19 protein-coding genes and 1 pseudogene are annotated in these 24,488 nt (G+C 49.5%); 4 read left to right on the top strand and 16 right to left on the bottom strand.

Features of this window, described 5'->3' with window-relative positions:
• Positions 1-2: 2 nt before the first annotated feature.
• Positions 3-395 (bottom strand): hypothetical protein, encoded by a 393-nt coding sequence (locus KVT36_RS29380; RefSeq protein WP_089920439.1) that lies wholly within the window; start codon positions 393-395, stop codon positions 3-5.
• 67 nt (positions 396-462) lie between these two features.
• On the bottom strand, positions 463-1,845 hold the full coding sequence (locus KVT36_RS29375) for a M20/M25/M40 family metallo-hydrolase (RefSeq protein ID WP_217607002.1): 1,383 nt from the start codon (positions 1,843-1,845) through the stop codon (positions 463-465).
• A gap of 265 nt (positions 1,846-2,110) precedes the next feature.
• On the opposite strand from KVT36_RS29375, the gene bshA reads away from it, so the two are divergent.
• On the top strand, positions 2,111-3,256 hold the full coding sequence (gene bshA / locus KVT36_RS29370; protein ID WP_217607001.1) for an N-acetyl-alpha-D-glucosaminyl L-malate synthase BshA: 1,146 nt from the start codon (positions 2,111-2,113) through the stop codon (positions 3,254-3,256).
• 67 nt (positions 3,257-3,323) lie between these two features.
• Here bshA and KVT36_RS29365 read toward each other — a convergent pair whose 3' ends face one another.
• The 7 genes from KVT36_RS29365 to porU form a co-directional block, all read right to left on the bottom strand.
• On the bottom strand, positions 3,324-4,742 hold the full coding sequence (locus tag KVT36_RS29365; RefSeq protein WP_217607000.1) for a murein hydrolase activator EnvC: 1,419 nt from the start codon (positions 4,740-4,742) through the stop codon (positions 3,324-3,326).
• Positions 4,743-4,824: 82 nt separating this feature from the next.
• The gene (locus tag KVT36_RS29360) at positions 4,825-5,640 is read right to left on the bottom strand and encodes a DUF4292 domain-containing protein (RefSeq protein WP_217606999.1); all 816 of its coding nucleotides are present in this window, start codon (positions 5,638-5,640) and stop codon (positions 4,825-4,827) included.
• Positions 5,641-5,743: 103 nt separating this feature from the next.
• Positions 5,744-7,483, bottom strand: a complete 1,740-nt coding sequence (locus KVT36_RS29355) for a tetratricopeptide repeat protein (protein ID WP_217606998.1) — start codon at positions 7,481-7,483, stop codon at positions 5,744-5,746.
• A 3-nt stretch (positions 7,484-7,486) separates the two neighbouring features.
• Positions 7,487-7,930: a dUTP diphosphatase gene (gene dut, locus KVT36_RS29350; RefSeq protein ID WP_089920450.1), complete on the bottom strand. Its 444-nt coding sequence runs from the start codon at positions 7,928-7,930 to the stop codon at positions 7,487-7,489.
• 169 nt (positions 7,931-8,099) lie between these two features.
• On the bottom strand, positions 8,100-8,582 hold the full coding sequence (gene ispF / locus KVT36_RS29345; protein ID WP_217606997.1) for a 2-C-methyl-D-erythritol 2,4-cyclodiphosphate synthase: 483 nt from the start codon (positions 8,580-8,582) through the stop codon (positions 8,100-8,102).
• Positions 8,583-8,591: 9 nt separating this feature from the next.
• Complete coding sequence (gene porV, locus KVT36_RS29340) at positions 8,592-9,875, bottom strand: type IX secretion system outer membrane channel protein PorV (protein ID WP_254640248.1); 1,284 nt, start codon at positions 9,873-9,875, stop codon at positions 8,592-8,594.
• A gap of 5 nt (positions 9,876-9,880) precedes the next feature.
• Positions 9,881-13,285, bottom strand: a complete 3,405-nt coding sequence (gene porU, locus KVT36_RS29335; protein WP_217606996.1) for a type IX secretion system sortase PorU — start codon at positions 13,283-13,285, stop codon at positions 9,881-9,883.
• A gap of 203 nt (positions 13,286-13,488) precedes the next feature.
• Here porU and KVT36_RS29330 point away from each other — a divergent pair, with 203 nt between their 5' ends.
• Positions 13,489-15,039: an SUMF1/EgtB/PvdO family nonheme iron enzyme gene (locus KVT36_RS29330; protein WP_217606995.1), complete on the top strand. Its 1,551-nt coding sequence runs from the start codon at positions 13,489-13,491 to the stop codon at positions 15,037-15,039.
• Positions 15,040-15,160: 121 nt separating this feature from the next.
• On the opposite strand, the gene bcp is transcribed toward KVT36_RS29330, so the two are convergent.
• From bcp to KVT36_RS29295, 7 genes are all read right to left on the bottom strand, one after another.
• Positions 15,161-15,634 (bottom strand): thioredoxin-dependent thiol peroxidase, encoded by a 474-nt coding sequence (gene bcp, locus KVT36_RS29325; protein ID WP_217606994.1) that lies wholly within the window; start codon positions 15,632-15,634, stop codon positions 15,161-15,163.
• A gap of 14 nt (positions 15,635-15,648) precedes the next feature.
• The gene (locus tag KVT36_RS29320) at positions 15,649-17,346 is read right to left on the bottom strand and encodes a peptidoglycan DD-metalloendopeptidase family protein (protein ID WP_217606993.1); all 1,698 of its coding nucleotides are present in this window, start codon (positions 17,344-17,346) and stop codon (positions 15,649-15,651) included.
• A 94-nt stretch (positions 17,347-17,440) separates the two neighbouring features.
• A complete protein-coding gene (locus KVT36_RS29315; RefSeq protein ID WP_217606992.1) occupies positions 17,441-18,244 on the bottom strand; it encodes an ABC transporter ATP-binding protein in 804 nt (267 codons plus the stop codon).
• Positions 18,244-19,029 (bottom strand): ABC transporter permease, encoded by a 786-nt coding sequence (locus tag KVT36_RS29310; RefSeq protein WP_217606991.1) that lies wholly within the window; start codon positions 19,027-19,029, stop codon positions 18,244-18,246. The genes KVT36_RS29315 and KVT36_RS29310 overlap by 1 nt, the downstream gene beginning before the upstream one ends.
• A gap of 58 nt (positions 19,030-19,087) precedes the next feature.
• Positions 19,088-20,854 (bottom strand): OmpA family protein, encoded by a 1,767-nt coding sequence (locus KVT36_RS29305; RefSeq protein ID WP_217606990.1) that lies wholly within the window; start codon positions 20,852-20,854, stop codon positions 19,088-19,090.
• Positions 20,855-21,073: 219 nt separating this feature from the next.
• Positions 21,074-22,063, bottom strand: coding sequence for a PspA/IM30 family protein (locus tag KVT36_RS29300; RefSeq protein ID WP_217606989.1), 990 nt, complete (start codon positions 22,061-22,063; stop codon positions 21,074-21,076).
• 20 nt (positions 22,064-22,083) lie between these two features.
• Positions 22,084-22,740 (bottom strand): hypothetical protein, encoded by a 657-nt coding sequence (locus KVT36_RS29295; RefSeq protein WP_217606988.1) that lies wholly within the window; start codon positions 22,738-22,740, stop codon positions 22,084-22,086.
• 330 nt (positions 22,741-23,070) lie between these two features.
• On the opposite strand from KVT36_RS29295, the gene gldA reads away from it, so the two are divergent.
• Entirely contained in the window at positions 23,071-23,979 is a 909-nt protein-coding gene (gldA, locus tag KVT36_RS29290) for a gliding motility-associated ABC transporter ATP-binding subunit GldA (protein WP_217606987.1), read from the top strand.
• Between the two features lie 131 nt (positions 23,980-24,110).
• Positions 24,111-24,488: pseudogene (eno, locus tag KVT36_RS29285) on the top strand (phosphopyruvate hydratase); the annotation flags it as partial.

The raw sequence follows: 24,488 nt of genomic DNA, 5'->3' as shown, positions 1-24,488 counted from the left end.
CGCTACGGAATAGTTTGTATATTCTGCTGGTTCGTGATGGCAACAATACTATCTACTATAAAGGGGCTGAAGCCACGCCAGGGAATGGCGCCCAGGTATTCTTTATAATGCAGCTCTACCAGCTTACCGCTGCTGCTCATCAGCTTTTGCGCCACCTTTTCATCTACCACAGAAAATTCAAATTCATTGGACTGCAGGGAACCCGGCTGCTTGGACCGGTAGCCGGTTTGAATGAGCCGCCCTTCATAGGTTTTAAAGATATATCCCTTCTGCACAAAAAAGTTCAGCTCCCCGGCCTTTACGCCGCGGCCAAATACAAAGTAATAGCGGTAGGCAATAAACAGCGCTACAATGAGCACTATGGTACCAAAGATCAGGAGTACAAATCTGCGCATAGCTTTTTATTTGAGGTATATGAAGATAAGAAGTAAGAGGCTGGCCTCTTACTTCTTCCATCGTTTATTACAGTCCGTATTTATCGATCATATACACCAGCCCTGCCATGCCAAAAGCACCCAGCTCCATTTCCCGTTTATTCACGGCTTCAAACACGTCGTTGGAAGCGTGGTGCAGGTCAAAGTAACGCTGTGAATCCGGCGCCAGCTCGCCCATTGGCGTGCCTATAGCTTCATTTAACGCGCCTACATCCGTACCGCCGCCCTCATCTTCAAAATCATATAAGCCATAAGGCAGGAACAGGGGTTTCCAGCTTATGATCTTTGCCTTTTTTTCCGCAGGCATGGTAAATGAAAAACCACGGGGCGTAAAGCCACCGGCATCACTTTCCAACGCAAAAATATGATGTTCGGCAGGAGTAGCCTTGGCTACCTCCGCATACTTATTGGCGCCACGCGTACCATTTTCCTCATTCGCAAATAATACAATGCGGATGGTGCGTTTAGGCCGTATGCCCAGCGCTTTGAATGCGCGGATAATTTCTATGGATTGCACACAGCCGGTACCGTCATCATGTGCACCTTCATTCACATCCCATGAATCCAGGTGGCCGCCAATGGTAATGATCTCTTCCGGGTGCTCTGTACCGCGGATCTCTGCAATTACGTTATGGCCAATGGTATCCGGCAAAAATTTAGCGCTGGTGTGCAGGTATATTTTCATGTCCTTATCATCCTTTATGCGGTCGCTTAAGCGGTCGGCATCTTCCAGGCCAATGGCCACGGCAGGGATCTTGGGAAAGGAATCATTATAACGCATAGCACCGGTGTGCGGGAAGTTATTAGCCCCGTGCGACATAGACCTTACTATTACTGCCAGCGCGCCGTATTTGGCAGCCCGGCTGGCGCTGGTAGCGCGGTACATGAACGCATCGCCATAGGCATGAAAGGTTTTAATGAACGTAGGGTTAAAGTGGTAGTTGTAAAAAACCACCTTTCCTTTTACATCATTCTTTTTAGCTTCCAGCTCGTCAAAAGAGCCTACTTCCAGCACCGGGGCCGTTACACCGGTAGCGCCGCTGCCTTCTGAATTACCCAGGGCCAGCACCTGCAGGGCAGGTACAAAATCGCGGCGTTTGGAAATAATGCGTACTTCCTCTTTTTCGCCGCGTACCCAATGCGGTACCATACACTCCTGGAAATACACGGTATCTGCACCGGCAGCTTTCAGCGCTTTAAAGCCCCATTGCTCTGCTTTGGGCATTTGCGGGGAGCCTGCCAGGCGGCCGCCTATCTCTTTGGTAAGTATCCTTAAATTTGCATAGGCTGTGCTGTGTGTCAGCACTTCATCTGCCAGTTTGCGCAAGGTCACAGAATCGTCAGGAGAAGTTTGGGCATGCGCCACAGATATGGAAAAAGCCAGCGTAATTGGCAACAGTAATCGTAGCATAAACAGGCGGATTTTTGCGCTAAAACTAACTAATTCGGACTGTTATTACAAATAAATGGCTAAGCGGTAAATGGCAAATGAATTTTGTAAAGTACCTTAGCGGGGCAGAATGCGACAGAGCAGAAAGCAGAAAGCAGGAAGCAGAAAGCAGAAAGCTCAGAGCGAAAAGCGCAAAGCATTGGCACAAAAGTTACTTAAAGTAAAAGGTAAGAAGCTTTACGCTTTTTGCTTTCCGCTTTAAGCCCTTCAAAAAACTGTAATTCCCATGCGTATAGGAATAGTATGTTATCCTACCTACGGAGGTAGTGGTGTATTGGCAACGGAGCTGGGCAAGGCCCTGGCAGATAAGGGGCATATGGTGCATTTCATCACCTATCAGCAACCGGTACGCCTCAACGCTTTTCACGCAAACATATATTATCACGAAGTACAGGTGCCCACCTACCCCCTGTTTGATTTTCCGCCCTACGAATCGGCGCTCAGCAGCACTATGGTAGATGTGATCATGAACCACCAGCTGGACCTGCTGCATGTGCATTACGCCATACCGCACGCCAGCACGGCCTACCTGGCCAAACAGATCGTGGGCAAGCAGGGCCGCGTGGTGCCTTTTATCACCACCCTGCATGGTACGGATATTACACTGGTGGGTAAAGACAAAACCTATGCACCGGTGGTTACCTTTTCCATTAACGAATCAGATGCTATTACCGCAGTGTCCAACAACCTGCGGGAAGAAACCTATAAGTATTTCCAGATAGAAAAAGATATTGAAGTGATCTACAACTTTGTAGATATTGAACGCTTCAAACGCCGCAGCCTGCCGCATTTCCGCCAGGCTGTTGCCCCTAACGGCGAAAAAGTGCTGCTGCACGTTTCCAACTTCCGTAAAGTAAAACGGGTGCCGGATGTGATCAAGATCTTTCAGCAGGTACGCGCGCAGCTGCCTTCCAAACTACTGCTGGTAGGCGACGGCCCGGACCGTCCTACTATTGAATGTATGTGCCGTGACCTGGGTATTTGTGACGATGTACGTTTTGTGGGCAAGCAGGAGCAGCTGGAAGATATTATGTCTATCAGCGATTTATTTGTACTCCCCTCTGAATATGAAAGTTTTGGTTTAGCCGCCCTGGAAGCGATGGCATCTGAAGTGCCGGTACTTTCTTCTGATGCCGGCGGCCTGCCGGAAGTGAATATACAGGGTGTTACCGGTTTCCTGAGCCCTGTGGGTGATGTAGACAGTATGGCCCGTCATGCCATTGACCTGTTATCTAATGAGACGCTGCTGGCTACCGTTCGCAAAGGAGCACTGGAACAGGCGCAGCGTTTTCACATTAATAATATTGTACCGCAGTATGAAGCTTTGTATGAGCGGGTGCGGGAAAGAGCGCTACTAGCTGTTAGCCTTTAGCTGTTAGCTTTTAGCATTGTAGTACATTAGGCCAACAGCTAATAGCTAAAGGCTAATAGCTATTTTCTCATCTTCTCATGATCCAGATCTCAGGATTTTGTTTCACTATGCCTTTATAGATCTGTAGTTCCACCTCACCCTGGTTTTCTATATCGTTGGTGCTGGCAGTGCCTATCATCTGGCCGGTACGTACCTTATCACCGGTTTTTACGCTTACGGTTTGCAGGCGTACATAGTTGGTAAAGTATTGCCCGTGGCGGATCATCACCACATAACCGCTTCCCGGTATCACCATTACCCTTCTTACCTCTCCTTCAAAAATGGTTTTCACAGCGGCGCCTTTGGAAGTGGCAATGATAATACCATCATTCTCCACATTGATCTTTTCCACTACTGCATGATGCTGGCGGCCAAAGTGGCCAATAACATTACCATTGCTTACCGGCCAGGGGAGCTTGCCACGATTGTTCTCAAAACTTTCTGACAGGGCCAGGGCTTCAGGTGTTGCTTCCAGTACATTCGCACTGCGGGAAGGCGCTGGCGCCGGGCGTTCCGGTTCCGGTGCTTTGGGCGTTTCCTTAACCGGTGGCGGAGTGGCAGCTACATTGTTGTTATTATTGTTGGCGGCCGCCGCTGCAGCTGCAGCGGCTTTGCGGGCAGCTTCATCCCGTTTGCGTCTTTCTTCCACAGCTTTTTTGCGGGCCACTTCTTCTGCTTCCGCTTTGCGGCGCTCCTCTTCAATTTCACGGCGTATTACCGCACGTATGGCGGCCTGCACATTCTGCGCATCCTTTTTCCGCTTATTAATATCTTCTACCAGCTCTTTTTCACGGCCTTTCAGCTTGGAGAATACTTCATCCTGCTCCTTGCGGTCCTTTTCCAGTGTTTGCCGCTCATCCTGCTCGCTCTTCAGGGCATCTGCACGTTTCTCCTTTTGTGATTGCAGGCTTTCTATTTTGCGGGTCAGCAGGTCCTGCGTTTCTACTATGTTGGAGGCTTGCCGGTGCCGGTATTCCCGGTATTGTTTCAGGTAGGCATAACGGCGGATGGCGTCATTAAAATTCTGGGCAGAGAACACGAAGTTGATCATGTCGTATGTACTGCGGTTCTTGTACGCATACACCACCAGCTGCGCGTATTGCGCCTTCAGGGTATCCAGGTCTTTCTGCAAAGTTTTTACATCGCGGTAAGCGCCGTTAATATCCCCGTTTATAAAGTTGATCTCTTCGTTAATATTGTTGATCAGGCGGGAGCGCAGCGTAATCTTGTTACGCAGGGCCCGTAGCTGGCCCATACTTTCGCGGGTAGAGCGTTTGGTTTCTTTCAGCGCTTCATTGGCTTCATCTATTTCTTTCTGTAGCTCCCTTTTCCGGCGCTCCAGCTCCTCCCGTGTGGGTTGCTGATTCTGATTACTCTGCGCGTGTAATACCGCAGGTGCTAACCATATAAAAAGCATGAACGGAATAAGCTTCTTCAGATACAACATGATCGATTTAGGATGTCTGCAAAAATTTCTATGAAGGCTAAAGTTAATTTACAAATCTTAAAAACCAATATATTAGTCAGGCTTATTCCCTGCTATATGATGCAGGTATGTTAAATGGAAAGGACTGTGGCTGGTTAAACTCCATCTTAGAAAAGTCCATTGCCACACGGGTAACGTTCTTTTCTTCAATGAACACGCGTCGCACAAAGGGCACCTTATGGCCTTCTACCTCTTTATACTCGCCATAGGTAAGCTCGCAGGAGCGGTTACGGCTGCTGTCCTTGTCCATTACCTTACTTTGCTGCAGCTGAAAATCATCTGCAAACACATTAAACAGGCTGGTGTACATGGTGGTATCACAGCTGAAAGATATAATGGCAGGGGTTTTTACCACCTGGTAAATAGAATCGGTCAGGAACAGCGGGTTGCCAATGATCAGATCCTGCAGGGTGGTGAAATCAAACGGAAGGTTCAGCAGGTCTTTGGCATCGCTCAGCGCGCGGAGGAACACGCGTTTGTTAAACTTGTCATATGCCTTCAGGCTGTCAGGTGTAATAACGGCCCGGGCTACTTCACCAATTACGGGGGCTGATACGGAGATCCAGATAATGCTGTCCTTCAGCATACGGATGTTGGTGCTGATGTTCTGCTGCTTTTGCTTATCGCTCTCAAAATCTACCTTCAGCTTACCGGAAAATGTATGGAAGTCAATATGATTTTTGTGAATGCCGGCCAGCAGATTGCGGTTAAACTCCAGGCTGGCTGCGGAAGCAGTGCTGTCTGTAGTACTAACATGACCGGTGTCTGATACCGGGAAGCTGGTACGGGCTAACTGCCGCGTATGTCTGCAAGACACGAATATTATACAGGTGATGCCTAGTAAAATGATTTGCTTCATAAGTCCAATTACGCTGAGTGCTTAATGCTAAACGCTGAACGCTTCCTGCGTTATGCCTTTAGCGTTATGCGTTCGGCATTAGGCCGTTAAGCCTTAAGCCTAACTATAAGTCAATATACCGTTTTTCAGCAATTTTCCTGGCCAGCCCTACGGAAGAAGCGCCCTTCTCCTTAGCCCGCTGCCAGTACTCCAGTGCCTTTGCAACATCTTTCAGGTTAAATAAAATATCTCCGTAATGCTCCAGCACACTTGGATCTTTCTGGGCTTCCGGGTCCTGCAGGGCTTTCTCTATCCACTCCTTTGCATCCTCATACTTACCCTGGCGGAACAGGATCCATGCATAGGTATCCATATAGGTAGCGCTGCCAGGCTGCAGCTCCAGGGAGTGGTGCGACATTTGCGCTGCTTTTTCCAGCTGCTCGCCCCGCATAGACAGATAGTAGCTGTAGTTGTTCAGCACCATGGCATCATCCGGCCGCAGTATTAGCGCCCGCTCATAGCTGCTGTCCGACTGCTGGTGCTGCCCCAGGGCGTGGTAAGAATCGCCCAGCAGGGAGTACACATCACCCATAAAACGTTTGTCGCCGCTGCCCAGTGTCAGCGCCTTGTTCAGGGAGCTGATGGCATCCGGGAACTGCTGCAGCATATAAGTGGCTACGCCTTTAAAGTAAAAACCCATGAACTCTTCCGGGAAACGTTGTGTAACCACGTTGCTGGCTTTCAGCAGCTCTTTGGTTTCATCTTTACGGGAGTAGATCCACATCAGCTGGTACCACACAGAAAAGCGGGTAGAGTCCAGGCTAATGGCTTTGTTATAATCGTTGAGCGCACTGTCCAGCATATCGGCCTGGGAGTACATGTCGGCCTCCAGGGCATATGCCTTGGCCTCTGTGGGATGGGCACGTATCACCAGCCGGGTAAGCTGCAGGCCTTCTTTCAGCTTGGTGCTGTCCAGCGTCATCATTTGCAGGTACGGATATACGAACGCTACTTTTTCATCAATGCTGTAATCCGGGTTGGCAAATGCTTTAGTAAGGTATTCCCAGTATACGGTGCTATCCCCGCGCTGTTTGGCGTAATTGGCCAGGGCTATTAGGGAGCGGGCGTTGTTGGGATCTTTGGTAAGAATAGTATCGTAAATACCGGTGGCTTCCTTCACCCGGTCGTTGGCATCATATACATCGGCCAGCAGCTGGTAGTAGCGCACTTCTGCCGGGTTCTGGTCTATCAGCTTGCGGATTTCCGCGGCGGCTTCCTCTACCTTGCTTTGTTTCAGCAGCAGGCGCTGCTTCTGGTACACCAGCTCTTCTACTATGCCCGTCTTTTCTTCCAGCTTATCAAATACGGCCAGGGCCTCGTCTGTTTTACCGGCTTTGCTTAGCAGCATGGCTTTGTTAAACAGGTAATCCTCACTTTCGGGGTACTGCCGGCTCAGGCGGTCGTATACCACGGCGGCGCTGTCAAACATCTGGTTCATACCCAGCGCATCAGCCAGGGCCAGCTGAAACCAGCGGTTGGTAGTATCCATGGCTGCTGCCCGGCGAGCAAAGCCCAGCGCATAGGAAGGGTTGTTCACCTCCATAAAAAGGCGTGACAGCTCGTAAAATACGGTTGGATTTTGCCGGTTCAGGCGCAGGTAATCGGAAAATTGGGTGATAGCGGTTTTATAGTCGCCCAGCATTTTAGAGCGCTGTGCGGCAAAGAACAAGCTGTCTGACCGCTGCTGTATAATGGTAGGATCTTTTATTGCACGCACATTCCCGGTAGCCGTGTGTTTTGTACTACTGCACGCGCCCCAGGTAAGAGCGCATCCTAATCCTATAACGGTAATCAATACACGCATTCCTCAGGATTTTCCGGTGTGTCCGAAACCACCATGCCCGCGGTCTGTTGTTGTTAATATTTCTACTGCTGCGAGGGTAACCCGGGTTACGGGTGCAATGACCATTTGCGCAATACGATCGCCGGGTGCGATGGTTTGTGGTTCGTTTGACAGGTTGATGATAATCACCTTGATCTCGCCCCGGTAGTCGGCATCAATGGTGCCCGGGGTATTGAGCAGGGTAAGCCCCTGTTTAATGGCCAGGCCGCTGCGGGGCCTTAATTGTGCCTCATAACCTTCCGGCAGTTCCATAAATAAACCGGTAGGGATCAGCGACCTTTCCAGCGGTTGCAGCGTCATTGCTGTTTCCAGGTGCGCCCGCAGGTCCATTCCTGCGGCATCGGCAGTGGCATAGGATGGTAGCTCATTGGCCGACCGGTTAATGATCTTTACTATTATTTCAGCCATTCGACAAAGATAGCATTAATGGTCAATAGTCGATGGTCCGGGGTCCATGGACTGCCATTTTTAACAAGTCTTGTTAAGACCTGGCAATATCTTCGGCTGGCGTAGATCTGGTAATAAGTAGTTTCCTGAACAATGTTATGGGCCATTGACTATGGCCCATGGACGGCCTTTAGGCCTTTTCCAGCAGCACGCTGGCCAATGCCACCACCCCTTCTTCCCGGCCTACAAAGCCCAGCTTTTCCGTGGTGGTAGCTTTAATGGATACATCGTCCACTGTAAGGTGCAGAATGCCGGCTATGGCCTCCCGCATCTGTGGCACATAAGGTTTTATTTTGGGCGCCTGAAGGCACAGGGTGCTGTCTATATTCACCACCTGGTAGCCCTTTTCTGCAATCAGCTCAGCGCAGCGGGCCAGCAGTATCTTGCTGTCAATATTTTTATAGGTATTGTCCGTGTCCGGGAAGTGTACGCCAATGTCCCCCAGGCTCAATGCGCCCAGCATGGCATCACAAATGGCGTGCAGCAGCACATCTGCATCGCTGTGGCCCAGCGCGCCTTTATGGTGCGGCACCAATACGCCGCCCAGCCAAAAGTCGCGCCCTTCTGTAAGTTGATGAAAATCTATGCCTTGTCCTATACGTATCTTAGCCATGAATAGTTATTACCAGTTACTGGCGCTGCCACTATCCCCCTCATTCCTGGTAAGGTCAAAGGTCAGGGTAAAGCGCAGGGTGTTGGAAAGCGGGTTCCGTTGAATACCGGTACCGGAGGGTACCAGGTAAGAAAAGTTCAGGCCAAATACATCGTACTTAATGCCTATACCGGCTGTGAAATATTTACGGTTGCCTTTGTATTTATTCTCGTTGTAATAACCGGCGCGTACGGCAAACGTGTTGTTATACCAGTACTCTGCACCTAAGGAGAACATCAGCTCCTTCAGCTCTTCGCTAAAGCCGCCCGGCGCATCGCCAAAAGAGGTGAAAATGGATTCTACCACGCCTTTATCGCGGTAAGCGCCGCTGCTGTCCGGGGTGGGCACCAGCAGCTTATTAATATCCAGGGCAAAGGTTACTTTATTGTATTCATCCAGGCCCAGGGTGTAGGCAGTACCTAAACCCAGGTTGGTAGGAATAAAGTCTTTGTACTGGGCTGATTGGGTGTAGGATATTTTAGTACCTACGTTCGTAATGGCCAGGCCCACATTCCAGGTGTTCACACGGCCATCATCCTTCTCATAATCTTTAGTGTAAAAGAGTGATACATCGCCGGCAAATGCTTTACCGGGGCGTATTACACGGCCATTGATATCGCCATTGGCCAGGTTGGAGTAAATATAACGGAGGGCTACGCCTACGGAAAAGTTATCGGATAATTTACGGGCATAACCTGCATCAAAAGCCAGCTCACGCGGACGGTAATCGTAGGTAGGCGTACCGGTAATATCCGTAAAGTTGATGGTACCTAAGGAAAAGTAACGCAGGGAAGCACCTACAGCCTCCAGGTCATTCAGCTTATAATAACCGCTGAGGTTAGCCAGGAACACATCGTTCACCAGCTCTTTTAACCAGGGGGTATAGGTAACAGATACGGATGAATTAGCGGTGGCAAAAGGCAGCTTGGACAGGTTCCAGTAATTGGAGTTGGCGTCCGGCGAAAGGGCTACACCTACATCGCCCATAGCGCCGCTCCTTGCATCAGGGGAGATCCGCAGGAACGGTACGGCAGTATTAATGGTATTGGTACGGCCGTCTATGTCACCAGTGCCGATCTGGGCTGAGGTTTTTAAACTGATGACTATGCAGTATACGAACACAAGGCTCAATGTTACCTTACGGATCATGTAATTTTTATATTTGAAACGAGGTGTAAAAATAATGCCTATTTTATAATAATAATCAAGAAAATGGGGCAGGCCAGGGATGCTGAAATTAATGTTTTTTTGCATAGGTTTTAGAATAAGATCAGTTTTCCTCCTGAAATTTTAGTTTTTAGTTTAGTGCTGACAGTCAACCTGTAAAAGTAAATTCCAGGTGGTAGTTTAGCTCCGGAGTCGGCAGTACCGTTCCAAAGCATGCCATCATAACGGTTACCAGTTGCATTTATTGTTTGCTGCTTCGTTTTTACCAGCTGCCCTGACACGGTAAAAACCTGCAAGGTAACATCCAATTCCTGTCCCTGCTGGTTATGTGTAAAAAAGAATCTTGTTTCTGTGGTGAACGGGTTAGGATAGTTACCTACTTCCTGCACAGCCAGGGTACCTGCGCCTGCCACCACAAACTGCAAAGTAACCGTGGTAGAGTTATTATACGTATCCCATCCCTTAATGATAAGGGTATGCGGCCCTTCCGCTAAATTATAGAACGGAAAGCGGATGGCGCCCCCCCGGTAATTGTTCAGCGTAGCGGTATAAAAGTCATTCAGCACAAAATACTGGCTGGCCGTATCCAGCACCGCTACCATATCATGACCAATGCCGTAACCGGAGGTATTAATACCGCTGCTGTCATACAGGTTTACCAGCAGCACCGGGTTAGGCCCTGTAATGCCGCCATTGCGGAATAATTCTGTATCTAAAAAAGCCTGTACCTGCGGCCCGGCAGTATCTACCGGGGCATTGGCCGCAGTACCGCCTACCTGGTAACCATCAAAATAGCCCCCTGCATCTGCCTGCTCATTAGCTGCATAATAGCTGATCTTACCGGCGCCGGGTTTATAGTCAATATCCTTGGGCACAATGAAGGTGAAGCTGAAATGCCCGTTCTGAATGCTTTGCTGGCCACGGAACAGCACCTGCTGCTGCAGGGTATAATCTGCCGGCTCGCTGCCTGCATCATTACCGCGGGTGCGCAGGGTTACGGGTTTATCATATACCGCTACATCCAGCTGGCCGTTAAAGCCGGTCAGGGGCTGCCCCTGCTCATCTTCCAGGTGGCCTTTTACTACATATTTTCCCAGGGCTTTAAGGGTATCTGTTACCTGCGTAACATCCTGCCCGTTAATGGAATCTGTAACTACATGGTACCGGGGAAAGGCCAGTGTCAGGGCCGGATCGCCCAGCAGCTGGAACTTGCGGTTATTGGCTACATCACTGTAATTGGTATAGGTAAGGTTCTTACCCAGCATAGCTGCTTCTCCCAGGCTGGGCATATGCCCGTTGGCCAAAGGCGTAAAGGCCATTTGCAGGTAGTTGGTGTTCATGATCCGGTTAGAGTAGGCAAATACTGCCCGCGTAGTGGTCATCAGCGCAATGGCGCCACCAGTAGGCTGCAGCACCAGCTGCTCACCCAGGGAGTTATAGGCAGGGTTATCAAAAGGCGCAAAATCGCAGGTAGCGGTAATGATCAGCGGCAGGTGCTGTGTATTATTCCAGGTTTTAATGGTGCTGCCATCTACCACCACTTCTTCTGCCAGGCGTGAGTAGCTGCCATGGCCGGTGTAGTTCCATACCAGGTTGCCGGTGCTCATCTGGCGCTGTATTTCACTGTTCACAGCCGGGTAGCGGCTGCCGCCTGCAGAGGATACTTTGGGATAGGCATCCAGGTATATCTTATCCGGAATGCCCTGGCGCCAGGTTTGGGCGGCCATACCGCTTACTTCCTCTGCATCCTGCAGATGCAGGTTATCGTCTCCGTCATCTGCCACAAAGGTGAGGTGATTGCGCCAGGGGCCAAAATTTGCCGGGTTATGGTAACCCATTATCTTGTCCACCACCTGCCGGGCCTGGGCCTCTGTTTGCACAGGCAGGCGGCCAATGGCAATATCCAGCAGGTTACGTGTATTAACGTCCGTTATATTATCAGCATCATCCAGGAAACCAAAGAAATCATCGGACGGGTAAGAGTTTATAAAATCCAGCGAGGCATCGCTTTCCCAGGTGGGCACCAGGTTGGTGTTGGCGTTTATACGGTGGCGGTAGTCAAAAGAAGCATCGCCAAACAGCAATAAATAACGCGGCCCTTTGCCATTGCCACCGGCCCGGTCGTAGAACATTTTCACAAAATCACGTATAGCCGTGGGATCAGGTGTGCCGGAAGCAAATTCATTATAAATATCCGGCACCAGGGCTACCTGTACCTGCAGCTGATCATGGGCGGTATGGTAAGCCGCCAGGCGCTCAGCTGCCGCTTTTAAGGCCGGTATGGTAATAATGAGCATATCCGCGGCTGCGCTGCCGTGCAGGTCCTGGTTAGGCACTGTGCCTGCAAAGGCCGGCTGCGGCATTTGGGCGGGGTCAAAGGCTACGTATTCCCGCAGGGTGCCTGCTTCCCGCACAAACTGCAGCTGGCTGCCGCTGCGCTGTACCGGTACAGCCACCGGCGTGTTGGTATTAGTAAGCTCCCATATTGCGGTACCGGCGCCTGCATTGTTCAGGGTAAAGCGTCCGGTAGCACCGGCAGCTACGCTTACGGCATCCCGGAAAAAGAGCGGGCCCTGGGCCGGCAGGGTAAGCGGGCAGCGGGCTTGCAGCTCCACGTAATCCAGCCAGCCCTGGTCGCCATTACCGGCAATGTATTGCAGGCCTACCTGCAGCTGGGCACTGTTCACATTCACATTAAAAGCGCCATAGGCAGCAGTGGCAAAGGCTTCAAATATATTTCCGCTCACCGGGTTTAAATTCAGGCTGCCAGCTGCGGCCTGGTTCACCGTAATATCAAAACGGCTGCCGCTGCTGCGGGCAGCAGCCCGGGCGCGTACCTGCACCTGGGCGGTAGCTGCGGGTAAGGTAAAATCTATACTGCGGGTAGGGGTGCCGCCGGGTGCATTATTAAACACCGGGCCCCACCACTGTTTGCCGCTGCTTACCAGGCTCACACTGTCCTTTTCATAAAAAGCACGGTAGTCAAAAGCCGTAACATCCACTGTAGGTGCAGGTGGCGTAGCATTATCCGTCGTAATACGGCGGCCATTACCGCCAATACCCAGGAAATACCAGGCCGTATCACTATACAAATTATACTGGTGAGTAAAGGTGCGGCCGGCAGGGTTATACACCCAGCCATGCGGGCCGGGGGCATAGAACAGCACATAGTCGTTCCCGTTCAGCAGGCCATCGCCCCCGTCTGACACTTCCAGGGCCAGCTCCGGCAGGTCGTCTGCCCGGGGCAGGCTGTTATTTTCCGGCAGCAGCTGCCCCCCGCTTCCAAAAATGCGTATGTTATTGGAGGACAACGATTGTGTATTGATACCCATGCTATTGAGCTGGGATACCGGGATCTTATAAATACCTGGTTGGGTAACCGCCAGCTTGTACCAGGTACCGGCAGCTAAAACGGAATGGGAAGCATAGGTGCGCTGCGCATGTGCCGGCAACCAGGCACAAAACAACAGCAAAAGCAGCAGGCGATACAGCTTCATAAGGGTTTTATTATGGATACGGAGGCCGTATGCCCCGTAAATTTAATAAACCGGCAACACAAAGTGCAAATAACCCCTTGACAGACAAACCGGTTTGTAGTAAATTTAAGGGCCAAACCATTACAAATTAATTTTTTTCACTATAAAATAAAATATACTAAATTTGCGTTTACCTATAAAACCAATACTAAAAGCTGAATCTCATGCATAGATTAACCTCTCTGTCTTTGCTCTTAGGCACCAGTGTAATGCTGGCCACAACCGCCTGTAATAAGGATGGCGGAGGGCTGTTTGGCAAGAAAAAAGAAAAATCCTCCGCAACCGGCTGGAACTATAATGACCAGAAAATGGGTGGTTTCAGTGTGGCTAAAAGTAAGGACCAACAAACCGGTCCGGGCCTGGTGTTTGTGCAGGGTGGTACTTTTGCCATGGGCGCTACCGAACAGGATGTGATGATGGACTGGAACAACATTCCCCGTCGTATCACGGTTTCCTCCTTCTACATTGACGAATCTGAAGTATCCAACGTACACTACCGCGAATACCTGTTCTGGTTACAGCGTATGTATGGCGAAAGCTTCCCGCAGGTATACCGCCAGGCTTTACCGGATACCCTGGTATGGCGCAGCGAACTGGCTTATAACGAGCCGCTGGTGGAATACTACTTCCGCCACCCTGCTTACAACGATTACCCGGTGGTAGGCGTAACCTGGAAACAGGCTACCGATTATGCCAAATGGCGCTCTAACCGTGTGAACGAAAAGCTGCTGATGGATAAAGGTTTGCTTTCCAAAGGTGATGTAAGCAACCAGGCTGATGACAATACTTTTGATACTAAAGCATATACCGCCGGCCTGTACGAAGGTACTCCGGGTAAAATGTCTAAAAGCGTAAAAGACCAGTTCAAGAATGCCGACGGCTCACCCCGTACTGCGCAGTTTGAAGATGGTATTATGCTGCCGGCTTACCGCCTGCCCACAGAAGCAGAATGGGAATACGCCGCACTGGGTTATATAGGTCAGAACCCCTCTCCTTCCAAGAAAGAAGGTAAACGTGGTGAGGAGTTGATCATGAACAAACAGATCTACTCCTGGGGCACCAATACCAGCGGTTTAAGGGATATCCGCCGCGGTAACTGGCAGGGCCAGTTCCTGGCGAACTTTAAACGCGGTTCCGGTGATAACATGGGTATGGCAGGTGGTCTGAATGACCGTGCTTCCATTCCCGGCCCTATCCGCTCTTTCTTCCCGAACAACTTTGGTATCTATAACATGTCCGGTAACGTAAGCGAATGGGTACTGGACGTTTACCGACCTCTGAACCCGATAGACGGGGATGACTTCAACTACTTCCGTGGTAACAAATTCCAGACAACCTATATGAACGGTGAAAATGAGCCGGAAAAAGATAGCCTGGGTGCGCTGAAAATGCGTGATGTAACCGACGAAGAAAGTGCTAACCGTTTGAACTACCAGAAAGGTGATGTGATCAACTACCTGGATGGTGATACCTTATCGCAGGTACAATACGGTTACGGTGTAACCTCCCTGATAAACGATAAGTCCCGCGTAGTAAAAGGTGGTAGCTGGAACGACCGCGCCTATTGGCTGTCTCCCGGTACCCGCCGCTTCATGCAGGAAGATATGGCTACTAACACCGTTGGTTTCCGTTGCGCAATGGACCGCGTAGGCAGCCCGGAAGGTAACAAGTTTAAAACAGGTCAGCTGTTCAAGAAACAAAGACAGAAGAGATAAGCTCAAAGCGTAAAGCTGAAAGCATAAAGCATAAAGCAAAAGCCCGGTAGTGATACCGGGCTTTTGTATTTTTACCTGTTGTGTTAGTACTTCCTTTTGCTTTGTGCTTTCTGCTTTGCGCTCACTTCCACATTTCCAGTATCTCCTCCGTATGGCTCTTGGAAACCGGCTTGTTAATGATCTTGTCTATCACCCCTTTTTCATTGATCAGGAAAGTAGTGCGGTGCGTGCCGTCAAAGATGCGTCCCATGAATTTCTTTTCGCCAAATACGCCGTAAGCATGTACGATCTTCAGATCCTCATCCGGCAATAAGGGAAAAGGCAGGTCGTATTTCTTTGCAAATTTCTGGTGGCTTTTTTCACTGTCAATGCTGATGCCTACTACGGCATAGCCCTTTGCCAGCAGCGCTGCATAATTGTCGCGCAGGTTGCAGGCCTGCACTGTGCAGGTGGGCGTCATATCGTGCGGGTAAAAGTAAAGGATCACCTTCTTGCCTTTTAAACCGGCCAGGGAAACGGTATTGCCGTTCTGGTCCACGCCTTTAAATGCCGGTGCTTTATCGCCTTCTTTTAAATGATGCGTTGCTATTGCCATTGCTGTTGATTTTGCTACCTTTTAAACGTGAGTACATGGGTGCCTGTGTTACCTGCTATATCCGTTACTGTTAGCTTCAAGGTATGCGCGCCGGAGGAGCAATGCTCATCAAAAGTATAGGTAAGCACGTTGCTCTTGCGGGATAACATCAGCCAGTGCCCGTCCAGCTCTGCGCGGTAGCTTTCAATACCGCTGTTATCGTTCATGCTGAAAGCCAGCTTAGCGGCTTTGGCAAGGTTAGCGCCATTTTTAACAGCGCCCAGCACGGTGATCTTTGGCGCCGTGGTATCCACTTCCAGGTGAAAATCACCAAAATCACGGAAGCGGCCTTTGTACCAGCCATTTTCCAGCGTGGTGCCGGATACGCTTTCACCCATGCCGCTGCGTACCATCACTATTTTATGCTGCAGCTCCAGCGGTACCATTTTATTGGCTTTCAGGCGCAGGTCAAATTCATTATGAATGGGTATCAGCGGTGTATGCAGGTGGTAAATGTTAGACCAGGCCTTAGGGTTCATGCTGGGAATTTCCGCATAGCGGAAGCAGATATGATCGTACAGCGCCGCTTCATCCAAAAAGAACTCTACCCAGTTATTCTCAAAAATATTGCGGCTTTCCGGGTACATGGTATTGGCGCAGCGCGGGTCTGGCGGCGCCTCGCCGGACTGCTGCAGGTTAAACTTCACGGTGCTGCTGTTGCCATAGGCATCTTTTACCAGCAGCTTTATGTGGTGGGGCGCGCCGTCAGAAAGGTCAATGGTGCCATCGCCCTTTATATCGTGATAAATATTCAGCTTATTGCCGGGTAAGGAAAATACCAGCTGCAGAAAGGGGCCGCCGCCTTTTTTCACCTTATAGTCTATATGCGCATTCAAGTAACGGGTTTCTTCATAACCAATATCATCCAGCTGAAATGCCTCATTGGGTATATCGTTATCAAACAGCATTACTTCGTATATGCCATTGGGATTGGTGGAATTACTCTGCCGGTCCAGCGCATTCAGGCCAATGCCTGCCTGCGAGGCTCTTACCTTAATGAGCGGCGTGGTGGTTACATATTCCCCGTTCACTTTTTTCACCCCTACCATTACAGGCTGCTGCTCGTAAATGCTTTTATCCATATTGTACACGGCGATGCGGTATACTTCCGGGGCGCGGGTATCCGGCACATCAAAGCCGAACAATAAGGGGTTCAGCGGTTTTTCCGTTTGCGTATTGCGGATCTCAAAATGCAGGTGCGGGCCCGCAGAGCCGCCGGTATTACCGCTCCAGGCTACAAAGTCGCCCTTCTTAACCGGGAACATGTTGGGTGGTATCCGCAGATCCATGGCCCAGCTTTCCTGCTCATAGGCCTTTTGTTTCACATACTGCTCCAGGGTGGGGAAAAAGCGGTTCAGGTGCCCGTATACCGTCGTGTACCCGTTGGGGTGAGTAATGTATAAACCATTCCCATAACCGGTGTGCGATACACTAATGCGGCTCACATACCCGTCTGCAGCGGCATGTACCGGCAGGTTCTCCCGCTGCTGGGTTTTAATATCCATGCCGGAATGAAAGTGATTGGGCCGCAGCTCCCCAAAATTGCCGGCCAGCACAATAGGAACATTCAGCGGGTTACGGAAATATCCCTGCGGGTAATTTTTCCCGGGTAAGTACTGCGCGCTTAAAAGTTGGGGGAATAAACAGCAAAAGCCTATTAATTTCCTGATCATGAGTGCAAATGTAAGGGACAAGGAAATATGCAGTACAAAAAAATACCCCCGCGGGCATAAGCCGGCGGGGGTATAAGCTATTCAGCAATGCTTTTTACAGCTTTGACTTTACTTCTTTTATCAGTGATACAAACGCCGGGTTGGAGCGTATATCCGGCGTCCAGGCCAGGCCCATCTGGCACAGGTCGTACTCCTTTACAATCGTAGCGCCGGGCTTACCTTCTTCGGTAGACAGGATCCAGATGGTATCAGAGATAGCGGCGGCATTCTCTATATCGTGGCTAACAATGATCAGGGTATTCTGCTCATGCAGGGTAGATACTTTCAGCAGCAGGTTTATCACCTTATCCACCATCAGTATATCCAGGCCGGAGAAAGGCTCATCCAGCAGAATAAATTTGTTGCCGGTTAATACCTGCTGAATAATGCTTACCCGCTGGCGCTGGCCGCCACTCAGCTGCGCCGGGTATTTTTTCAGATGCTCTGTAAGCTCAAAAGTGTCAGCATAATCTTTTATGATCTGCTGCTTTTCCGCATCAGAGAGTTTTACCGCGGCATTGTCCAGCCCTATTTTCAGGTTCTGGTAAATGGTGCGATGGTTAAACAGCACATAGTGCTGCGGTACAATGCCCATTTCACCGGCCTGCACGGGATGCTGATCTTCCTCAATATTCACCACACCAGCCGTAGGCTTAATTAAGCTGGCCAGGATCCGGAACAGCTGTGTTTTACCAATACCGCTGCGGCCTATAAGGGATACCACCTGCCCTTGCGCCACACCTTCCCGGTGAATATCCTGGATGGAAAAATTAATGTCCCTTAGTATCTGTTTATCGCCGTACTGCAGGTTTACGTCCTCAGCTTTCAGCAGTACTTTTTGCTTGGTATAAGTATTCATTAGCGGCGGGTTTGAAGTTGGGTGTAAGGAAATAACCAGTGGCGCATTTGCCCCAGCACATAATCAAACAATACCCCCAGTATGAAAATAATGACCAGGGTACCAAACACATTTTCCAGCTGCACATACTTGTTGGCTTTAATGAGCATTACGCCCAGGCCGCCTTCGCTCATGCTTAAGCCTTCCACGCTGGTGATCATTAACCAGGCAATGGCAAAGTTCTGCCGCATTACTTCAAACACCTGGTCCAAACGTCCGCGTACCACTACTTCCAGCCAGGTTTTCCAGCTGTTCATACGCAGGGTGGTGCACAGCTCAAACTCCTGCACATTAATCCCCTCAAACACGCTTAACAGGGAGGTTACAAAGAACGGTACAATGCCAAAAATAAGCAGGCTTATTTTCAGCTGGTGCCCGTTCTGCGTCCATAAGGTGAACAGGAATATTAAACCGGTCAGGGTGAGGTACCGGCATTTTACTACAAACCGCGCAATAGGATAAAAGACCGGGATCATAGCCAGGTAGCTGATCAGCAATGCTATCACAATAGAGATCACCATACCCTTAATAGTAAGTGATAAGCTGGCAAACAGGTTATCTACAAAATCACGGCTGCCCACAATAGTGCCTAATGCCTGCAACACTTTAGTGGGCGTGGGTATTAACCCGCCCCCGCTCAGCTGCCAGGCAATCAGCGCCAGCACCATTTCCGCCGCCATCAGCAACACCATGTTACGTTTGCTGATAATACGCAGCGGCTCAAAGATCGATCTGATGAATTTCATCTCAAATATTTAGGATGAGGTAAGAAGTATGAAACCTCATACTTCTTACCTCTTTTAATTAATTACCCAGCACAATCTGCACACGCCTGTTGCGGGCACGGCCTTCTGCAGTAGTATTATCTTCGATAGGTTTGGAAGCGCCAAAACCTTTAGATTCCAAACGGTCGGCTGACAGGCCCTTGCTTATCAGGTAACTTTTAACCGCTTCAGCACGGCTGTCAGAAAGCTTCAGGTTAGCGGCATCATTACCTACGTTATCCGTATGGCCATAAACGCCCAGCTTCAGGCCTTCTGCTACCACAGCGCTTTTCAGGATCTCATCCAGCACAGTATAAGAGGCGGGTTTGATCACGGCGCTGCCGGTTTCAAACTGGATCTCGTATGACTTGGAAGATACCTCGCGGGTGATCTCCGGTGCATAGGTTTCCTTGATAGCGGTACCTTCCAGCAGCTCCGGGTGGTTAGACACTACGGAGGTCAGGAAAGATTTATCGATCACTTTATTGTACACAGGGTAAGTGGGGATCAGCTCCGGGTACATTTTGATGATGATATCACCAAAGGTGTTGTACACGATCTTGTAACGGTCCAGCCCATCTTTACCTAAACCGAACAGGTTAGCAGCATCTGCCAGGTTAAAGGCCATAGAGCCACCCAGGCTTACATTAATGCCCTGCGCATCTTTTTCTTCCATACCGTTATAATACTTCAGCCAGTAAGCGCCATTCTGCTCGTTATACACTTTGGCAGAAACGTCTGCGGCAAAGGCTTTGGCTTCAGTAAAGGAACGCACCTGGTCGCCGGCCTGTGACAGCGCCATGATCAGGTTCTCTATATCTGTACGGTGATCGTACGCGAACTTTTTAATAGTAATGGTGATGTTCGGCATTTGTGATGCATACTCGCGGGTAGAAGCAATGTTCACCAGGCCGCCTTTTTTCTGCGCCACGTTCACGTCGCCGGGAGTCCAGGTAGCAACACCATCCACACCTACGGTAGTATCGCGGCTTACTTTTTTACCATCTACGATCATCTTACGGTTTTCAGAATAACCGGCAATGTATTTATTACCGGCATCCAGGAAATCATTGGCGGCTATCAGGTTCACGGCATTACGGTCGTAAGAGGTTTCATCCGGGTTCACGCGCAAACCGTTATCACCGGCCCATTTCAGCAGGATGTTCATATCACCGTCGCGCAGTACGCAGGCAACTGTTTTACCCAGCGCATTTTTAGGATCGCGTTTCCAGTCGGAGGGACCCATCAGCTTATCTTCACCATAACTTTTACCCATGGCATAAAATGCAATAGGCTGGTAGTCGGGCCCCAGGGGCTCCAGCTCTTTGCTTAAAGCAGCAAAGAACATAGGCATACCATCGCCCATGAAAGAAGCAAACACACCAGGTGCATTCGGGTTATTCTTATACTCCTGTGCAAACTTCACCATGTCGGCAATAGACTTGTTACAGTCATCCTGGCGTTCCAGGGCCAGCTGCAGCTTGGCTTTGTCCAGCAGGGAGCCTTTGGTGGTGTTGGCGCCGCCATTGGCATACATTACCGGGAACTGGGAGTTCCAGGCCATAATTTTCCATACGATCTTGGTACCGCCGTTCAGCGCTTCGTCCTGCCCGGGTAAGGGCATCATTACTGCGTTCTTGCTTAAAGAAGCTTCCGGCGCATCCGGCAGGGATACCTTTCCAATATCAGTAGCTGCTTTTGCTTCCTGGGGACGTTTATCCCACCATAATACTTTTGCTGCATAAATACCACCCAGTAATAATAGGATCAGTAATATTTTACCACCAGGTTTTACTTTCATTGACATCTTTAAATAATTTAGTTGGTTAGTTACGCTGAATGCTTAATGCCGAACGCTTAACGCTTCCTGCCTTTTGCTTCAGCTTATAATTTTTTTATTATGTGCAACGCTTAGGGCTAAACGCCTAACGCTGCTTATTTTTGCTTTGTGCTTTATGCTTCCCGCCCACATCCGCCACAATCAGCGTTAAGCGTTCGGCATTAAGCATTCAGCCTTAATAAGCATTTAGCTTAGCAAATCATTATAGTTATCCTTAGCAACGGTACCGGGTACACGCTGATTTTCCGGCGTAGGCGTCCACTTCTGGGTATCCAGGCGGAAAGTAATATCCGGGTCAAAGGATTCCAGCATCTGTAAGCCCTGCAGCTCATAGGTAGCGTTATCCAGGTCAATGGAGCGCATAAAGTCCGTTGAGTAGTTAATGGCTTTTTTCATGCTGGACAGCTTAGTGGCAATATCCTCTTTCAGGAATTCCATAGACTGTTCCACCATCAGCTTTTTCTCCGGATCGCCCTTGAATATTTTCAGGGCAGAGGTCAGCGCCTTGTTACCGGATGTAACGGATTTGTACAGGTCCTTTTTCAGCTCCAGCTCATTCCGCGCATCTTCTATCATGTAACCGCTGTTCTTGTGCACCTTGGTCAGGTAGTCGCCTATCCTGGCCAGGTTATCACGTATAGGCGCCAGCTGCAGAATGTATTCTTTAATACGCGCTATCTGGCGGGTGGCATTGCCCAGCTCCGGCAGCATATTATTATCCTGCGCAGCTTTGGCGCGTGCCATTAGCTGGTTAGCTTCTTTTTCCTTTTCTTTTATCTTCATGTCGATCTTCTCCTTCTGCCCGTCTACTTCAACAGACTGCTCATACAGCTTTTCGCGCTGCTTTTCCATATCCTGCACATAGTCTTCTGCTATGATAAAGGGATCCAGCTCTATAACAATGCCTACCAGTTTTTTCATCAGCCATTCATACAGGTAAAACAGGCTTAAGCGCAGCTTACGGTGTGTAACGGCATACAGGAATAAACCCAGGGATACCAGGGCTATACCAAAGTTGAGCGTGTTCCATATCACTTTAGTGAGAATGGGCACTACATAATAACCGATCAGTACCAGTAAACCCAAACCAATGATAAGACCAAACTTACCACCCGGCCGGTTCCAGTATGACTTTAGCTTTTGCCCTGCAGGTGCAGGGAAATACTGTGTTTCCATATTTCTTTTGGGATGTTAGGTTAAAGGGATGTTTGTATTTTTTGCAAGTCAGTTTCTATTTTATTGATCATGGCATTGCAGGCCAGCTGGTAACCCTGACGGCTACTTGAAATCTTCTGCTCCTGCTCTGAGATCTGTGCTTTCATTTGCCCCATTTGTTGCTGGGCAGCAGTGATCTCTTCGGTTAACCTTTTAATGGTTTCCGCATTCTGCGCTACCTTTTTTTCCAGGTCAGACAGTTGCTGCTGGCGGCCCTGCACTTCTGCCAACGCTTTTTCATTGGCAGCTTTTTCAAAGTCAGCACGGTCTTTTTCCACGATGGTTTTGTATTGTGCCGCTGTTTCCAGCAGTTTCTGTTTGTTCAGTCCCTGCACGCTCAGCGTGGCAAATACGGCAGCCATCCGTGTTTTTTCGTCTGGTACATGTGTTTCCAGCGTTTCCATCATCTTCCAGAACTCAAAATAGTCTGGCCCGGGCAGGTTGCTGCGCTCAAAGAGTGCAGAAAAGTGCTGCTCAAATTTGTCGATGTCCGCCTCGCTCATAGCTACAGCCGGCTGGCCTTTGATGTTACCCAAAGGGAATTTTTGCGAAAGGGTTACCTCCGCTTTAGATGATGAAGATTCATTGGGCTCAAATTCCACAAACAGGCCCAACGCCTTCTTAAGAAAGTTTGCCATTAGTGCATAAGGATTATTGAAGTATTGTCCAGTTAGGCTGGGTTACGTTAACTTACCAGGGGTGAGTGATTTAATAGAATAGACGCAGGTATAGGTACACGATTCGGGTCATTTAAAATTAAATACGCCTCAAGGTATTTGATCGGGATAATTACGGTTGAATTACATCTTGTGTTTCATGTTAATTGTAGATGTAAAATTATAACATTTTTGGATATCCGGGCTAAAAATCGACTAAACAATTGATAATTAATTGTTAATGGAGGCCAAAAATACTCCCTAACATACTGTGAACTTATTTTTTTACTTTAGTACCCGCAATATAAAACCATGTCCATCCAGGTATCTGAACTTAGTAAAACATACGGTGAACAAAAGGCAGTTGATAACATTTCCTTTTCCCTGAACAAAGGAGAGATTGTAGGTTTCCTGGGACCTAACGGGGCCGGCAAAGCCACCACCATGGAAATGATAACCGACTACCGGCCGCCCAGCGGCGGACAGGCCCTGGTAAGCGGGTTTGATGTAAGCAAAGCCCCGCTGGAAGTGCGCAAACGCGTGGGTTACCTGCCGGAAGCCAACCCTCTTTACTTTGATATGTATGTGAAAGAGTTCCTCAGCTTTATTGCAAACGTGCACCAGCTGGGCAATACTGCGGCGGAGCGCATCCGTACCGTAATAGCGCTCACCGGCCTGGAACCGGAAAGCAAAAAGAAGATAGGCGCCCTTTCCAAAGGATATAAACAACGCGTAGGCCTGGCCCAGGCCCTGCTGCACGATCCTGAAGTTCTGATCCTGGACGAGCCTACCTCCGGCCTGGATCCTAACCAGCTGGCGGATATACGGCAGGTGATCAAAAACCTGGGCAGCAACAAAACCGTTATACTCAGCACCCATATTATGCAGGAAGTGGAAGCCATGTGCAGCCGCGTAATTATCATCAACAAAGGCCGGCTGATTGCGGACGATACCCTGCAAAACCTGCAGCAGCGCCAGGCCGGCAACGGTTATATACAGGTAACTTTTGGGGAGCCGGTAGAGGCGGCGGCCCTGGAACAGCTGCCGGAAGTAACGCGGGTAATGGGCAGTGAGGGCAATACCTGGCAGCTTTTTACAGGTAATGTAGAGGCAGTACGTAAAAACCTGCTGCAATTTGCTTTGATAAATAACCGGAACATCCTTTCTTTGCAGAGCAATTCACAAAGCCTGGAAGCTATCTTCCGGCAGCTGACGAATTGATAACGGTTCACAATCCACGGTCCATAGAAAACTACAAGCATCAACTGCCTTGCGTACAGGGCAATGGAACTATGGGCCACGGACAACGGACTTCTTTCAACAATCAATCCTAAAACACTAATAGTAAAACCATGAGTACCATTTCAGAGATCCATGCCAGGCAGATTTTAGACAGCCGCGGTAATCCTACCATAGAAGTAGACATCACTACAGAAGATGGCCATTTTGGCCGTGCTGCCGTACCTTCCGGCGCTTCTACCGGTAAGCACGAAGCCGTAGAACTGCGTGATAATGATAAAAAAACTTACGTAGGCAAAGGCGTATTACAGGCTGTTAAAAATGTGAACGAGACCATTGCAGATGAACTGGCCGGATGGGATGTAAATGACCAGGCAGGCATCGACAAAATGCTGATCGATCTGGATGGCACCCCCAATAAAGCCAAGCTGGGCGCCAACGCTACCCTGGCCGTTTGCATGGCTGTAGTCAAAGCTGCTGCTGAAGAAAGC

This window comes from Chitinophaga sp. GbtcB8 (assembly GCF_019091455.1).
GTDB lineage: Bacteria > Bacteroidota > Bacteroidia > Chitinophagales > Chitinophagaceae > Chitinophaga.
This window is presented reverse-complemented; position numbering and strand designations above follow the sequence as displayed.

Bases quoted from the DNA above. Each gene is read 5' to 3' on its own strand.
- porV (WP_254640248.1), bottom strand. From the start codon at position 9,875: ATGCAAAAAAACATTAATTTCAGCATCCCTGGCCTGCCCCATTTTCTT.
- KVT36_RS29375 (WP_217607002.1), bottom strand. From the start codon at position 1,845: ATGCTACGATTACTGTTGCCAATTACGCTGGCTTTTTCCATATCTGTG.
- KVT36_RS29355 (WP_217606998.1), bottom strand. From the start codon at position 7,483: ATGCGTGTATTGATTACCGTTATAGGATTAGGATGCGCTCTTACCTGG.
- KVT36_RS29360 (WP_217606999.1), bottom strand. From the start codon at position 5,640: ATGAAGCAAATCATTTTACTAGGCATCACCTGTATAATATTCGTGTCT.
- KVT36_RS29310 (WP_217606991.1), bottom strand. From the start codon at position 19,029: ATGAAATTCATCAGATCGATCTTTGAGCCGCTGCGTATTATCAGCAAA.
- bshA (WP_217607001.1), top strand. From the start codon at position 2,111: ATGCGTATAGGAATAGTATGTTATCCTACCTACGGAGGTAGTGGTGTA.
- KVT36_RS29365 (WP_217607000.1), bottom strand. From the start codon at position 4,742: ATGTTGTATCTGAAGAAGCTTATTCCGTTCATGCTTTTTATATGGTTA.
- gldA (WP_217606987.1), top strand. From the start codon at position 23,071: ATGTCCATCCAGGTATCTGAACTTAGTAAAACATACGGTGAACAAAAG.
- KVT36_RS29320 (WP_217606993.1), bottom strand. From the start codon at position 17,346: ATGATCAGGAAATTAATAGGCTTTTGCTGTTTATTCCCCCAACTTTTA.
- ispF (WP_217606997.1), bottom strand. From the start codon at position 8,582: ATGGCTAAGATACGTATAGGACAAGGCATAGATTTTCATCAACTTACA.
- KVT36_RS29315 (WP_217606992.1), bottom strand. From the start codon at position 18,244: ATGAATACTTATACCAAGCAAAAAGTACTGCTGAAAGCTGAGGACGTA.
- bcp (WP_217606994.1), bottom strand. From the start codon at position 15,634: ATGGCAATAGCAACGCATCATTTAAAAGAAGGCGATAAAGCACCGGCA.
- KVT36_RS29305 (WP_217606990.1), bottom strand. From the start codon at position 20,854: ATGTCAATGAAAGTAAAACCTGGTGGTAAAATATTACTGATCCTATTA.
- porU (WP_217606996.1), bottom strand. From the start codon at position 13,285: ATGAAGCTGTATCGCCTGCTGCTTTTGCTGTTGTTTTGTGCCTGGTTG.
- KVT36_RS29380 (WP_089920439.1), bottom strand. From the start codon at position 395: ATGCGCAGATTTGTACTCCTGATCTTTGGTACCATAGTGCTCATTGTA.
- KVT36_RS29295 (WP_217606988.1), bottom strand. From the start codon at position 22,740: ATGGCAAACTTTCTTAAGAAGGCGTTGGGCCTGTTTGTGGAATTTGAG.
- KVT36_RS29330 (WP_217606995.1), top strand. From the start codon at position 13,489: ATGCATAGATTAACCTCTCTGTCTTTGCTCTTAGGCACCAGTGTAATG.
- dut (WP_089920450.1), bottom strand. From the start codon at position 7,930: ATGGCTGAAATAATAGTAAAGATCATTAACCGGTCGGCCAATGAGCTA.
- KVT36_RS29300 (WP_217606989.1), bottom strand. From the start codon at position 22,063: ATGGAAACACAGTATTTCCCTGCACCTGCAGGGCAAAAGCTAAAGTCA.